Below are 14490 nucleotides of genomic sequence, written 5' to 3'. Positions count from 1 at the left end.
TTGCCGTTGAAAATCAAAAGATCGCAGCCTTGGGCAGCTCCTACAGAACGGGCTTTAGCAGTTGGTGGGGATTTTAGTCACCTATTGATCTAAAGCCCGCCCTATAAAAATCGCCGGCCTGTTGCACATCACAGGTAGGCAGAAGGTGTATTGGCTGTTCTGGCCTCATCGCTGGCAAGCCAGCTCCCCCATGGAATTTGTGAACACCACAGACCCTGTGGGAGCTGGCTTGCCAGCGATGAGGCCATTAGCAGCACCTTGTAAAAGGATCTGCCGATGTTCTCCAGACTCATATTATTCAGCGCTTTTGCGCTTTTAACCCCGCTCGGTTTGGCCGCCCCGCAACCGGCGTTAACGGTTTACGGTGAAGCCCCCAAATACGCCCCCGACTTCCAGCACCTGGCCTACGCCAACCCCGACGCGCCGAAGGGCGGCAGCCTGCGCCGGTCTTCGCTGGAAAGCGGCCCGTTCGATCACCTGATTCCTTACACCGACAAAGGCACTGGCGTGGCCGACATTGATGGCTGGCTCTACGCACCGCTGGCCTATCGCAGCAAGGATGAGCCCTACAGCGTCTACGGTCTGGTGGCGCAGCAGATGGAGCTGGATCCGGATCGCCGCTGGATACGCTTCTACCTGAACCCGAAGGCGCGTTTCGAAGATGGCACGCCGATCACCGCCGAAGACGTGCGTTACACCTTCGAACTGTTTACCACTCAGGGCAGCCTCAAATACCGCCAGCAGTTCCGCGATGTCGCCGAAGTCGTCGTGGAGTCGCCGACGCAAGTGCGCTTCCTCTTCAAGAACAACGACAGCCGCACCTTGCCGCTGGACCTGGCGACACTGCCGGTGCTGCCCGAACATTGGTGGCGGACTCGCGATTTCGCCGAGGGCGGCGGTTTCGAGATTCCGCCGGGCAGCGGCCCATATCGCATCAGCGCGGTAGATGCCGGGCGCAGCGTGAAATTCCAAAGGGTGCAAGACTGGTGGGCCAAGGATCTGCCGATCACTCGCGGGTTGTACAACTTCGATCAGTTAAGCGTGGAGTTTTTCGCCGACACCGACGTGTCACGGCAAGTGCTCAAGGCCGGCGGCTTCGATTACAACCGCGAGTTCTCCGCCACCAGCTTCACCATCGGTTACGCGGGAACCGCGCTGGAGCAAGGCAAATTGCTCCGTGAGCATCTCGCACCCGGTGCCGCTCAAGGTGCGCAGGGCTTTGTGTTCAACCTGCAGAAACCGCCGTTTCAGGATCGTCGCGTGCGCCAGGCAATCGCCATGCTCTGGGATTTCGAATGGAGCAACCGGCAGATGATGCGCAGCATGTACCTGCGTCAGCGCAGCTACTTCTCCCACAGCGCGCTGGCGGCCACCGCGTTGCCGGATGCCGAAGAGCTGAAGATTCTTGAGCCGTTGCGCGGACAGATTCCCGATGAAGTGTTCACCACGGTGTTTGAAGCACCGAAAACCGACGGCAGCGGCAACGTTCGCAGCGAACAGTTGCAGGCACTGAAGCTACTCGAAGCCGCTGGCTGGAAACCCCGTGGCGATCAATTGGTGAACGCCAATGGCGAACCTCTGCATTTCACGTTTCTCAACGGCCAGAAAGGTTTCGAACGGCTGTTATTGCCGTTCAAACGCAACCTCGCGCAGATCGGCATTGGCTTCGATATCCGCCAGGTCGACACCGCGCAATACACCAACCGCGTGCGCAATCGCGATTACGACATGATCGTCGCCGGTTACCCGGTGAGTCAGGCACCAGGGCGCGAGATGTTCAATTACTTCGGCTCCGATAGCGCCGCTGATCCTGGTTCGAACAACTACATGGTCCTGCGCGACCCGGCCGTCGATGCACTGCTCGAAGGGTTGGTGCAGGCTGACAATCGCGAGAGTCTGTTGCGCCATGCCCATGCGCTGGATCGAGTGTTGCAGTGGGGTTATTACTGGGTACCCAACTATTACCCGCCGGGGATTTCCACTGTGTGGTGGAACCGTTTCGGCCGACCGGCGATTGCCCCGCTGTACGACGCCGGCCTCGACACCTGGTGGGAAATCAGCCCGACTGCCCTGACATCAGCGCAGATGCCCAAGGAGTACAGCCATGTGGGGTTATAGCCTGCGGCGTCTGCTGCTGATCGTGCCGACCTTGCTCGCGATCCTGTTGGTCAATTTTGTTATCGTGCAAGCCGCACCCGGTGGCCCGGTCGAGCAGGCCATCGCGCGCTTGCAAGGTATTGGCGTCGGTGCGGCAGTGGGTTCCAGCCATGTCGAAACGGTCGGTGGCGAGTCCCGCGCTACCCGCGGACTGGACCCGAAACTGGTGGCCGATATCGAGCGTCAGTACGGCTTCGACAAACCCGCCAGCGAGCGCTTGTGGCTGATGCTCAAAAGCTATGCGCGACTGGATTTCGGTCAGAGTTTCTTTCGCGGTGCCAGCGTCACGGAACTGATCTGGCAGAAGCTGCCGGTGACCTTGTCGCTGGGCCTGTGGGCGACGTTGATCACCTATGTGGTGTCAATTCCGCTGGGTATTCGCAAGGCTGTGCATAACGGCTCGGCGTTCGATGTCTGGAGCAGCGTGGCGATCATCATCGGCTATGCGTTGCCGGGATTCCTTTTCGCGCTGCTGCTGATCGTGGTGTTTGCCGGTGGCACGGCGCTGGACTGGTTTCCGGTGCGCGGGCTGGTCTCGGACAACTTCGCCGAGCTGTCGCCGTGGGCCAAGGTGGCCGATTATTTCTGGCATTTGGTGTTGCCGGTGATTGCCTTGGTCATCGGCGGTTTCGCCACGTTGACGATCCTGACCAAGAACAGCTTTCTCAACGAGATCTCGCGGCTGTACGTGGTGACCGCGCGCGCCAAAGGGCTGAGTCAAAGGCAGGTGCTGTACGGCCATGTGTTTCGCAACGCGATGCTGCTGGTCGTCGCCGGTTTGCCGCAAGCCTTGGTGACGGTGTTTTTCGGTGGCTCGCTGCTGATTGAAGTGATCTTTTCCCTCGATGGCCTCGGGCGCCTCAGTTACGAAGCGGCAGTGGCGCGCGACTATCCGGTGGTGTTCGGCTCGCTGTTCATCTTCACCCTGTTCGGCCTGCTGATAAAACTGCTCGGCGACCTCTGTTACACGCTGGTTGATCCGCGTATCGACTTCACCGCGAGGGCTGCCTGATGCTGACATTGTCTCCAATCGGCCAGCGTCGCTGGGCGCGCTTCAAGGCGCATCGCCGTGGTTGGTGGTCGTTGTGGCTGTTTCTCGCGCTGTTCGGCCTGAGCCTCGGCGGTGAGCTGGTGGCCAATGACAAGCCGCTATTGGTGACGTATCAGGGCGACTGGTATTTTCCGGCGTTCAAGCGCTACACCGAGCAGGATTTCGGCGGTGAGTTGCCGTTTCAACCGGACTATCGCAGCGCGCAGGTGCGGCAATTGATCGAGGGGCAGGGCGGGCAAATGTGGTTTGCGCCGATTCCGTTCGCGTTCGACACGGTCAATTACGACCTGATGGAGCCAGCGCCGAGTGCGCCCAGTGGCGACAACTGGCTGGGCACCGACGATCAGGCGCGCGACGTGTTGGCGCGGGTGATTTTCGGCACACGCGTGTCGCTGCTGTTTGCCTTGGCGCTGACCGCAGCGAGTGCAGTGATTGGCATCGCTGCCGGCGCGTTGCAGGGTTACTACGGTGGTTGGGTCGACCTGATCGGTCAGCGCGTGCTGGAGGTGTGGTCGGGGCTGCCGGTGTTGTACCTGCTGATCATTCTGTCCGGATTTGTCGAGCCGAATTTCTGGTGGTTGCTGGGGATCATGGCGCTGTTTTCCTGGCTGAGCCTGGTCGATGTGGTGCGGGCCGAGTTCCTGCGCAGTCGCGGTCTTGAGTACGTGAAAGCGGCGCGGGCGCTGGGTGTCGGCGATGCGCAGGTGATCGTTCGGCACATCCTGCCCAATGCCATGAGCGCGACGCTGACCTATCTGCCGTTCATTCTCACCGGGGCGATTGCGACTTTGTCGGCGCTGGATTTTCTCGGTTTTGGCATGCCGGCCGGCAGCGCGTCGCTGGGCGAGTTGATCGGCCAGGGCAAGAGCAATCTGCAAGCGCCGTGGCTCGGTTTGACCGCGTTCTTTGCCTTGGCGCTGATCCTTTCACTGCTGGTATTCATCGGCGAGGCCTGCCGCGATGCGTTTGATCCAAGGACTTGATATGCCGGAACATCTGATTGAAATACGTGACTTGCGCGTCGCCTTCAATGGCCAGGCCGTGGTGCACGGCATCGACCTCGATATCCGCCCCGGCGAGTGCCTGGCGCTGGTCGGGGAATCCGGCTCGGGCAAATCGGTGACGGCGCACAGCATTCTGCAATTGCTTGACCCGGCCATCACGCAGATTGACGGAAGCATCCGCTATGCCGGCGAAGAGTTGCTTGGCGTTCATGAGCGCTACTTGCGGCAATTGCGTGGCAACCGCATCGCAATGATTTTCCAGGAGCCGATGAGTTCGCTGAACCCTTTGCACACGATTGAGCGGCAACTGGGTGAAAGCCTTGCGCTGCACAAAGGGCTGGCCGGGGCGGCGGCGCGTCAGCGAATTGTGCAGTTGCTCGAACTGGTGGGTATTCAGCGCCCGCGCGAACGGCTCAAAGCCTATCCGCATCAACTGTCGGGCGGTCAACGACAACGGGTGATGATCGCCATGGCGCTGGCCTGCGAGCCACAGTTGCTGATTGCCGACGAGCCGACCACGGCGCTGGACGTGACCGTGCAACGCAAGATTTTGTTGCTGCTCAAAGAACTGCAGGAGCGGCTGGGAATGGCGCTGTTGATCATCAGTCATGATCTGAATCTGGTGCGCAATATCGCTCAGCGGGTGGCGGTCATGCGTGGCGGTCTGATCGTCGAACAGGCGCCGTGTGAACAGTTGTTCAGTGCGCCGCAGCATCCTTACAGCATCGAGTTGCTCAACGCTGAACCGGGTGGCGAGGCGTTAAGTCGGGAACCCGCTGAAGATTTGCTGGAGGTGCGTGATCTGAATGTGCGCTTCCGTTTGGGCGGTGGATGGCTGCGGGCGAAGTCATACTTGCACGCGGTCAATGGCATTGATTTGAATCTTCAGCGTGGCAAGACCTTGGGTATCGTCGGCGAATCCGGTTCCGGCAAGTCGACGCTGGGCCAGGCGATTCTGCGTTTGCTCGATGCGCAAGGCAGTATTCGCTTTCAAGGCGAGGCGCTGGAGCACTTGAGCGGCAAACAACTCCGGCCACTGCGCAAACGCCTGCAAGTGGTGTTTCAGGATCCGTTCGGCAGTCTCAGTCCGCGCCTGTGCGTGGAGCAGATCATCGCCGAAGGACTACAGGTGCACAGCGAGTTGAACGCCGGCGAGCGCGAGAGGGCGGTGATCGATGTGCTGCGTGAAGTGGGTCTCGATCCGGCCACCCGTCATCGCTATCCCCACGAATTTTCCGGCGGTCAGCGGCAACGCATCGCCATTGCCCGGGCGCTGGTGCTCAAACCGGATCTGATTTTGCTCGATGAGCCGACCTCGGCACTGGATCGCACGGTGCAAAAGCAGATCGTGACTTTGCTGCGGCGTTTGCAGCAGGAACATGGTCTGACTTACCTATTCATCAGCCACGATCTGGCGGTGGTACGCGCGTTGGCGCATGACCTGATTGTGATGAAGCAGGGTGAAGTGGTGGAGCGTGGTGAGACTGACGAGCTTTTTCGCTCGGCGCGCCATCCGTATACCCGAGAGTTACTGGCGGCATCGCGTACCGGTTGATCAGCCGGTCTGCGACACGCTGGCGATTGTTTCAGAAGTAGCCAATATGGGGTTGTAAGCAGTTTTCAATAATTGCGTGAATCCTTTGATTTTCGAATGTGGAAGCTGATTTGGCCTTTTGCACCAGATGTTGCTTGAGTTCTTTTAGCCATTCTTTTTCGCCGCTAAACTCAGGGCTATAGTTTGTGAATGTATAACGTCGTGAAAATCCACCCAAGATCACATTTTGTTGCCGTGGATGTAACTTCAGTAGTGTATTTGTAAAGTCCATGGCGTCGATTTTTCGTAGGATCTCGGCTGTAATAAGGGATGGATGCTCTACGCTACGCATGGAAATTCGATGGCTGAAATCTTCAGGGTCGTTGCGCATGTCTTGCAGTAAGGACTTTATAATGAGCGGGTAACGGTCCTGTCTGGCTTTCTCGTTGTAAATCAAAAAGGTTTTAAAGAAATGATTGAGCTCTGGAGGGGGTTGCTCGAAGGATAAGTTTGAATAATGTCCGTTGAATTCTGCATAGTCTCTTCCTTGATAGTCCTCAGGATTTACGATAGGGAATTGCTTGCAGGTATAAAGATGATCCAGATATGAGTCGCCCTGTTCTATTACTTGGTCCAAAGGGACACGCAATAATTTCTTTGCAGACAACATTCGGCGTAAGGCAAACGATCGAAAGATTTCTGCGGGTTGAGTGAAGGCATGTCGCTTGTACTCTTCTTCAAATTGGGCGCGTGCTTCCTTGAATTCTGCCTCGTTAAGTTCAAAGAGGTAAGTTAGCTTATAAAGCGCGGGCTCTTCGCGATTGGTTGTGAAGTAGTGACTTTGTTTGATGGTTTCCTGGATTTTTTCGGCATCGATATTCCCGTGAATAACAATGTCGGCGAGCGTTTCATTAGAAAGAACCGGATCTCTTAAGTCGATGCCGGGGTATAACGTTTCTATTTGACAAAAAGCTTTCTCCTGTTCGTTTTTTTCCCCATGCTTTTTGAAGAAGTCGTTCATCTGGCGTGGTCTGGACTGAAGTGTCAGCGGGGTCATTCGGCCGGACTGAACCTCGAAAGAATAGATAAATACCAGTTTTGCGAGAAAGATAACGCCTTCTATATTCTGAAACTGTTCTTCGGTTAACGTAATCAGTGGTCTTTCAATTTCTCGCAGGGCCTGTTGTAAAAATCTGAGGTTTTTGAAGCCTGACTGTTGAAATAGCATGGAGAAAACACCGGAGTTTTCAATCATCAGATTTTTTATAGAGGTATCTTTAATCTGGGCGATAAATTTTTCGGTGGCGTCAATGATCGGGGGTTTAATGCTCAGGGTTTTTCCTATCAGCTTCTCTCGACTTCGGCTGTAGTCTTCTTTATCCTTGATTTCGTCTTCATCGGCGATGATGATTACGGTTTTTTCACCATGCTCTACAAATTGATTTATGTAGCCTAGTGCCTTGGTTATAGGGAATTCACAACGCTCCAAGTCATCAAATATATAAATATTCTTGTGGAATTTCGATATGAAGTTTTTGGCCGTCAACTCGATGTTTATTTTTACATATTTCAAGGCGGATTTAGCTATTCCGCCAATGATCCTACTGGTTTTTAATCCAAGTCCGGGAAAGGCCGAGGCTATGATGCGGTCATTTATTTCTTCTTCTGAAGTAACGCCGTACAGGCTGATGTAAATATATTTTCCTGAGGAGATCTCTTGTGCTCGATTGTCGAGAAAGCGATTAAGTCTGACAAGCTTTAAAAGGTTTGTTATTTTTCTTGTTGTTTTCGTTTTTCTCGACGGAGGATCACTGAGATGGTCTTCCAGAAAGCGCTGTATCATATGTGTTTTACCTGAGCCCCAAGGGCCACTAATCAGGACTGCATAGCGCGGAGCTTTCAGCGAAATATAGTGTTTCAAGTAAGCGATGATATGTTTGTTGTTTGTTGCGTCGTTGCGGGAATCCATACTGAAGCGAAATCCATTTTGAATGTCGGTATCAGTGATGTTAAAGGTTTTTTTCCTCGAAATCATGGCTATCTGCCATTTTTACTGCAATGCTCAAAGCTGACGGACGTTGAATGAAAACAGTTTTGACGCTTCATTTATTTGAATTCTGCTTGCACCGAATTAATGGGAACACGTCTACCGGAGCAACAGTCGTCGCCTGATTTTATTGCGCCAAAAACGCACGAATCCCGCCATCAGGCGGGATTCGTGGTGTATTCCGACAGGTCCCGCGATAGCGGGTCTGCGGTCTTACGACGGGAACAGCTCGGACAGTTTCATCGACAGCATCATGTCGCCTTCAACGCGCAGCTTGCCGCCCATGAAAGCCTGCATGCCGTCGGTGTCGCCGCTGACGATACCTTTCAGGGTTTCGCTGTCCAGCACCAGCGTGCAGTTGGCGTCCGGGTTTTCGCCTTCCTGGATGTCGCAGGTGCCGTCTTTGACGATCAGCGAGTACTGCTTGTCTTCGTCAGTGATGTTGAAACCGAAGACCAGATCCAGACCGGCAGCAGCGGCTGGGTTGAACTTGGCTTGCATTTCTTTTACGGCATCGGCTACGGAGGTCATGGTTCGATCCTTTCTTGGTAATAGGAGCTGGTTGATTACAGCAAGGTTCACAGCTAACCGGACTCAGCGAAAAGTGATGAGTTCCGGAGCCTTCAGCAGCTGCAGATGTGCATGACTGTTGAAGGAGGCCAAAGCCACCTCGCGACCGCGGAACTTCAGCTGGTTGAGCGAGGTGTTGACGATTTGCCAGTTCAATTCAAAGGCCTGTTTCGCAGGCATTTGCGTAATGAGGTGGAGCAGGGCAGTGATGGTGCCGCCGGAGGTGAACACGGCGATTTTCTGATTTTTATCGGCCAGATCGAGTATTCGCTGCAGCCCGGCCTGAACCCTTTCGACGAAACCCAGCCAGCTTTCCAGCCCCGGTGTGTCGTAAGTGCCGGCCAGCCAGCGCTCGATGATCAGGGCGAAAATACGTTGGAATTCACCACGGTTCTGCGCGGCGTTGCGCAAGATGTCGAGGGCTTCCGGCTCGTCCGCCAGCATGTCCGGGAGCAGGGCGCGGATCACCGCGTCGGCATCGAATTCGTTGAACGCCGAGTCGGTTTCCAGCGTCGGTACCGGCAAACCTTTGGCGGCGAATTGCGCCAGCGCGCTGGTGGCCGTGTGCTGCTGACGACGCAGGTCACCGGCAAGGCAGCGATCGAAGCTGACACCCAGTTCGGCAAGGTGCTGACCGAGGATTTCTGCCTGGCGTACACCGGTCGGCGACAAGACGTCATAGTCGTCTGCACCAAAGGAGGCCTGGCCATGTCGAATCAAGTAGATGCTGCCCACGTCCGCGTCATCCCGGTACGTTGAAGGTTGTGGCGAGGTTATGAGGATGACGGGTAGCTGTCAATGAAAAAACATACGCTTGTTTGAAATGCCCGTTACAGGGGTGTTGCCAGAGGTTTCACGGCTGGCCGACAAGCCGGCGCATGGGTATGCTGGAGCCATCTCGCGTGTGCCTCACATCCGCGCATCGTTTAAGGAGTCTCTGTGGAGTTTTTCACCGAATACGCCAGCTTCCTGGCCAAGACAGTCACCCTGGTAGTCGCCATTCTGGTGGTGCTGGCCAGTTTTGCTGCGTTACGCAGTAAGGGCCGGCGCAAATCGGCCGGTCAGTTGCAGGTCAGTAAACTCAATGATTTCTACAAAGGCCTGCGTGAGCGCCTGGAGCAGACCTTGCTCGACAAGGATCAGCTCAAGGCTTTGCGCAAGGGCGAAGCCAAATCCGAGAAAAGCGCGAAAAAGCAGAAGAAACAGCCCGAAGCCAAATCCCGTGTGTTCGTGCTGGATTTCGACGGCGATATCAAGGCTTCGGCCACCGAAAGCCTGCGCCATGAAATCACCGCGCTGCTGACCCTCGCCACACCAAAAGACGAAGTGGTCCTGCGTCTGGAAAGCGGTGGCGGCATGGTCCATAGCTACGGCCTGGCGTCCTCGCAATTGGCGCGTATCCGTGAAGCCGGCGTGCCGTTGACCGTGTGCATCGACAAGGTCGCGGCCAGCGGCGGTTACATGATGGCGTGCATCGGCGAGAAGATCATCAGCGCGCCGTTCGCGATTCTCGGCTCGATCGGCGTGGTTGCACAGTTGCCCAACGTCAACCGCTTGCTCAAGAAGCACGACATCGACTTTGAAGTCCTCACCGCCGGCGAGTACAAACGCACCCTGACCGTGTTTGGCGAAAACACCGAGAAGGGCCGCGAGAAGTTTCAGGAAGACCTGGACATCACCCATCAACTGTTCAAGAACTTCGTGGCCCGCTATCGCCCGCAACTGGCGATTGATGATGTCGCCACCGGTGAAGTCTGGCTCGGCGTCGCGGCGCTGGATATGCAACTGGTCGATGAACTCAAGACCAGCGATGAATACCTCGCAGACCGGGCGAAAAAGGCTGAGGTCTATCACCTGCACTACGCCGAGCGCAAAAGCCTGCAGGAGCGTATTGGCATGGCGGCCAGCGGTTCAGTCGATCGCGTGCTGTTGAGCTGGTGGAGTCGCTTGACCCAGCAGCGCTTTTGGTAAATCGAGCAGGCATAAAAAAACGCCGGTCACATGACCGGCGTTTTTTTGTCCGCGCTAAACCTGAAGACTTAGCGGCGACGGAACAGCGGCAGCGGTTCGTCAGTGGCAGCCTGATAGGTCACCGAAAAGTCCTTGAGACCTTCCAGGGCTTCGTACGGGTCTTTGTCCGCACGCACAGCGAACGCGTCGAAACCACAGCGGTGCATGTAGAACAACTGATCGCGCAGCACATCACCAATCGCCCGCAGTTCACCTTTGAAACCGTAACGGTCACGCAGCAGACGGGCGTTGGAGTAGTTACGGCCGTCGGTGAACGCCGGGAAGTTCAGCGCGATCACCTGGAACTCGGCGACGTCTTCACCGATTTCCTCGGCTTCTTCGTCGGCGTCCAGCCACACACCCAGACCGCCGTCGCGGGCCTTGAGCATGCGGCTGTGTTCACGCCACAGTTGCAGCGGCACGATCAGATCGTCGCAGTTGCTGATCTCGTCGATATTGAAATCCTTGGGCAGCAAGTGCCAGGTTTCGTCGACGACCTCGTTGTTCTTAATGATTCGCTGCATAGACGCGTTCCTTGAAGAGGTCGATGCCAATACGCTGGTAGGTGTCGATGAAGCGCTCGTCTTCGGTACGTTGTTCAACGTACACGTCGATCAGCTTCGAGATCACGTCAGGCATGGCTTCCTGAGCGAAGGACGGGCCGAGGATCTTGCCCAGGCTCGCATCCCGGCTGGCGCTGCCGCCGAGGGATACCTGATAGAACTCTTCGCCTTTCTTGTCGACGCCGAGGATGCCGATGTGGCCGACGTGGTGGTGACCACAGGCGTTCATGCAACCAGAAATGTTCAGGTCCAGCTCACCGATGTCGAACAGGTAGTCGAGGTCGTCGAAGCGACGCTGGATCGACTCGGCAATCGGGATCGACTTGGCGTTGGCCAGCGAGCAGAAATCACCGCCCGGGCAGCAGATGATGTCGGTCAGCAGGCCGATGTTCGGCGTGGCGAAACCGCCTTCACGCAGTTCGCCCCAGAGGGTGAACAGTTGGCTCTGCTCGACGTCGGCCAGAATGATGTTCTGTTCGTGCGAGGTGCGCAGCTGACCGAAGCTGTAGCGGTCGGCCAGATCGGCGACGGCATCGAGCTGCTTGTCGGTGATGTCGCCCGGCGCAACGCCGGTCGGCTTCAGCGACAGGGTCACGGCGACATAGCCCGGCTTCTTGTGCGCCAGGGTGTTGCGGGTGCGCCAGCGGGCGAAACCCGGATGCTCTTTGTCCAGCTCGGCCAGTTGCGCGGTCTGGTTGTCCAGCGCCTTGTAGTCCGGATCGACGAAGTGCTTGGCCACACGTTGCAGTTCGGCGTCGGTCAATGTGGTCTGGCCACCGCGCAGGTGTTCCATTTCCGCATCGACTTTCTGCGCGAACACTTCAGGCGTAAGGGCTTTGACGAGGATCTTGATCCGCGCCTTGTATTTGTTGTCGCGACGGCCGTAGCGGTTGTAGACCCGCAGGATGGCGTCGAGGTAGCTCAACAGGTCCTGCCATGGCAGGAACTCGTTGATGAACGCGCCGACCACCGGGGTACGACCCAGGCCACCGCCGACCAAGACACGGAAGCCCAGTTCGCCAGCGGCGTTGTGCACCGGCTCAAGGCCGATGTCGTGGACTTCAATGGCGGCGCGGTCAGCGGTCGAACCGTTGACGGCGATCTTGAATTTGCGCGGCAGGTAGGCGAATTCCGGGTGGAACGTGGTCCACTGACGAACGATTTCGCACCATGGGCGCGGGTCGATCACTTCATCGGCAGCGACGCCGGCGAACTGGTCAGTGGTGACGTTGCGCAGGCAGTTGCCGCTGGTCTGGATCGCGTGCATCTGCACGGTGGCCAGTTCAGCCAGAATGTCCGGGATGTCTTCCACCGCCGGCCAGTTGAACTGCACGTTCTGCCGCGTACTGATGTGGGCGTAGCCCTTGTCGTAGTCGCGGGCAATCTTGGCCATCATGCGCGTCTGACGCGAAGTCAGTTGGCCGTAAGGCACCGCCACACGCAACATCGGCGCGAAGCGCTGGATGTACAGGCCATTTTGCAGGCGCAGGGGGCGGAACTCTTCTTCGCTCAGCTCACCTGCCAGATAGCGTCGGGTCTGATCACGGAACTGCTTGACGCGGTCCTCGATGATCCGCTGATCGTACTCGTCGTATACGTACATATAAGTCCTGTTCTCAGGCTTGGGCCATTCGGAGTAGCACTGCGTTTTCGCTTGCTGGAGTCCGATTGTGCCTCTGCAATTCTGCGCGCACGGCCGCGCACTCCCTAACGGAGCCGGGGCAATATACCCGTTTGCAGTTATGCGCAAAAGTGATGTTTGAGTATATGTAAAGAACCAAATCGCCTAACGAGAATGGCTGTCAACTAACCCACATTTGTCGTGCGGACAATCATCGTCTTAACTGTGGTCGAGTCTTTCTGCAATCACCGATAAAACCGACAAGAGGCGATGCAATGAGCAATCCGACCAAGGCAAGAAAAAGCGACAGCAGTGTCGATGCATGGGCCATTCTGTTCCTGATCATTCTCGTAGTAGGCACAGCGGTATTCTGGGTCAGCCATCAGTAAACGACCCGTCCGGGCCCGCCTCCGACAGATTGTCGGACAAAAAGCGGGATCAGGCATCAATAGCCGGTGAAACGAGGGCTATAATGCGCGGCCATTTTTCCTTGGGCCCGGATGCTTCATGTTCAAGCTTTTCCATATCAGTCTCCTGTTGTTCGGCGCGCTGTTTCAGAGCGGGGCGCGGGCAGAGTCTGTGCTGTTTTTGAATCCGGGTTCGACACAGGAAGCCTTCTGGGTCAGCTATTCGCAATTCATGCAGGCCGCCGCCCATGATCTGGGTATCGATCTGCAGATTCTCTACTCACAGCGCCAGCCCGAACTGACGCTGGCTCAGGCGCGCCTCGCGTTGCAGGGGCCGAATCGTCCCGAGTATCTGGTGTTCGTCAACGAACAATACGTTGCCCCGCAAATTCTGCGTCTGGCCGAGAACAGCGGCGTGAAGCTGTTTATGGTCAATGCTGCGCTGACGCCTGACCAGCAGGCGCTGCTTGGCGAGCGAGACGATCGCATCGGCAGCCTGGTGCCGAACGACGAGGAGGGCGGTTACCTGATGATGAAGGAACTGATCCGCCTGCACCCGGCGATGCCCGCTGCCGAGCCGATTGAAGTGTTGGCGTTCTCGGGGCTGAAGGTCACCCCTTCGGCGCAATTGCGTGAGCGCGGCATGCAGCGGGCGCTGGCCGAACATCCACAGACACGTCTGCGGCAACTGGTGTACAGCGGCTGGACGCAAGAGCGCGCTTACGAACAGGCCAAACAGCTGTTCGCGCGTTATCCGAAGGTGTCGCTGGTGTGGTCGGCCAATGATGAAATGGCCTTTGGCGCAATGCGTGCGTATGCCGAGACCGGCAAAGTCCCCGGCAAAGATGCCTTGTTCAGCGCGGTCAATACGTCACCCGCAGCGTTGCAGGCATTGGTCGACGGGCGCCTGAGCGCGCTGGTCGGCGGGCATTTCACCTTGGGTGGCTGGGCGTTGGTCGAACTGCATGACGTTGAACAGGGTGTCGAGTTGAATCAATACGGCGGCCGTGACCGGCAGATTCCCCTGTTGCAGTTGATCGATGCAGCGCACGCTCGACGAATGCTGGCCATGGGCAAGTCGCCGAACTACGGGGTGAATTTCCGCAAGCTCTCGGCCAAGGGGCAACCGCCGTCGTATCGCTACCCGTTCACCTTGCAAACCCTGATGCGCTGACCGCGTCAGACCCCGGCGAAGTGCAGCACCAGTTTGACGATGGCAAACAGCGTCAATGCAAACACCGCCGTGAACAGAATGCCCAGCATCACGAAATGGCCGGGCTTGCCATGGGTGAAATCCCTTGCCCGGTTCTTGCCGCTCTGCACCCCGAACGCCGCCGCCATCACGCTGTGCAGCATCTGCCAGAAGGTCGGTGGTTTGTTGTCGACTGGATCGTCCATAAATCCCTCCACGTAAGCCGTGCCCTACAAGCTTAGTCAAAATACGCGGGCCAGCCTGACACAAAGTTACAAATGCGCCTCGTTGCGTTAATTATCTACCGCAAAGGTAATCGCCCGAGATGGTCTGC

General features: G+C 56.9%; 12 protein-coding genes. 6 read left to right on the top strand and 6 right to left on the bottom strand.

All coding sequences use genetic code 11. From position 1 onward, the window contains the following. The first annotated feature begins 276 nt into the window (after positions 1 to 276). The 4 genes from M5G26_RS07660 to M5G26_RS07645 are packed head-to-tail and all read left to right on the top strand — an operon-like array spanning position 277 to position 5767. On the top strand, positions 277 to 2118 hold the full coding sequence (locus tag M5G26_RS07660; RefSeq protein WP_273914898.1) for an extracellular solute-binding protein: 1842 nt from the start codon (positions 277 to 279) through the stop codon (positions 2116 to 2118). Then, positions 2105 to 3169 (top strand): microcin C ABC transporter permease YejB, encoded by a 1065-nt coding sequence (locus M5G26_RS07655; protein WP_273914897.1) that lies wholly within the window; start codon positions 2105 to 2107, stop codon positions 3167 to 3169. The genes M5G26_RS07660 and M5G26_RS07655 overlap by 14 nt, the downstream gene beginning before the upstream one ends. Continuing rightward, positions 3169 to 4191: an ABC transporter permease gene (locus tag M5G26_RS07650; RefSeq protein ID WP_273914896.1), complete on the top strand. Its 1023-nt coding sequence runs from the start codon at positions 3169 to 3171 to the stop codon at positions 4189 to 4191. Before M5G26_RS07655 ends, M5G26_RS07650 begins: the two co-directional genes overlap by 1 nt. A 1-nt stretch (position 4192) precedes the next feature. Continuing rightward, positions 4193 to 5767 (top strand): ABC transporter ATP-binding protein, encoded by a 1575-nt coding sequence (locus tag M5G26_RS07645; RefSeq protein ID WP_273914895.1) that lies wholly within the window; start codon positions 4193 to 4195, stop codon positions 5765 to 5767. A gap of 31 nt (positions 5768 to 5798) precedes the next feature. On the opposite strand, the gene M5G26_RS07640 is transcribed toward M5G26_RS07645, so the two are convergent. The 3 genes from M5G26_RS07640 to M5G26_RS07630 form a co-directional block, all read right to left on the bottom strand. Then, positions 5799 to 7781, bottom strand: a complete 1983-nt coding sequence (locus M5G26_RS07640; protein ID WP_273914894.1) for a P-loop NTPase fold protein — start codon at positions 7779 to 7781, stop codon at positions 5799 to 5801. A 225-nt stretch (positions 7782 to 8006) separates the two neighbouring features. Continuing rightward, positions 8007 to 8324 carry an SCP2 sterol-binding domain-containing protein gene (locus tag M5G26_RS07635; RefSeq protein ID WP_273914893.1) on the bottom strand — a complete coding sequence of 106 codons (318 nt, stop codon included), beginning with the start codon at positions 8322 to 8324 and terminating at the stop codon, positions 8007 to 8009. A 63-nt stretch (positions 8325 to 8387) separates the two neighbouring features. After that, on the bottom strand, positions 8388 to 9098 hold the full coding sequence (locus M5G26_RS07630; RefSeq protein WP_150692260.1) for a histidine phosphatase family protein: 711 nt from the start codon (positions 9096 to 9098) through the stop codon (positions 8388 to 8390). Between the two features lie 204 nt (positions 9099 to 9302). Between M5G26_RS07630 and sohB the strand changes: the two genes are divergently transcribed. After that, positions 9303 to 10334 carry a protease SohB gene (gene sohB / locus M5G26_RS07625; RefSeq protein WP_273914892.1) on the top strand — a complete coding sequence of 344 codons (1032 nt, stop codon included), beginning with the start codon at positions 9303 to 9305 and terminating at the stop codon, positions 10332 to 10334. 68 nt (positions 10335 to 10402) lie between these two features. On the opposite strand, the gene M5G26_RS07620 is transcribed toward sohB, so the two are convergent. Together M5G26_RS07620 and M5G26_RS07615 are read right to left on the bottom strand one after the other, a co-directional pair. Continuing rightward, positions 10403 to 10897, bottom strand: a complete 495-nt coding sequence (locus tag M5G26_RS07620; protein ID WP_007912572.1) for a DUF934 domain-containing protein — start codon at positions 10895 to 10897, stop codon at positions 10403 to 10405. Continuing rightward, complete coding sequence (locus M5G26_RS07615; RefSeq protein WP_007912574.1) at positions 10881 to 12539, bottom strand: nitrite/sulfite reductase; 1659 nt, start codon at positions 12537 to 12539, stop codon at positions 10881 to 10883. The genes M5G26_RS07620 and M5G26_RS07615 overlap by 17 nt, the downstream gene beginning before the upstream one ends. 525 nt (positions 12540 to 13064) lie before the next feature. Between M5G26_RS07615 and M5G26_RS07610 the strand changes: the two genes are divergently transcribed. Beyond that, positions 13065 to 14138 (top strand): ABC transporter substrate-binding protein, encoded by a 1074-nt coding sequence (locus M5G26_RS07610; RefSeq protein WP_273914891.1) that lies wholly within the window; start codon positions 13065 to 13067, stop codon positions 14136 to 14138. A 5-nt stretch (positions 14139 to 14143) separates the two neighbouring features. Here the strand turns inward: M5G26_RS07610 and M5G26_RS07605 are convergent, their stop codons facing one another. Then, positions 14144 to 14362 (bottom strand): DUF2970 domain-containing protein, encoded by a 219-nt coding sequence (locus tag M5G26_RS07605; protein ID WP_134177529.1) that lies wholly within the window; start codon positions 14360 to 14362, stop codon positions 14144 to 14146. Positions 14363 to 14490: the final 128 nt, after the last annotated feature.

Source organism: Pseudomonas sp. TNT2022 ID642 (assembly GCF_028656995.1).
Taxonomy (GTDB): domain Bacteria; phylum Pseudomonadota; class Gammaproteobacteria; order Pseudomonadales; family Pseudomonadaceae; genus Aquipseudomonas.
The sequence above is the reverse complement of the archived record's forward strand: the minus strand, read 5'-3'. Positions and strand labels throughout refer to the sequence as shown.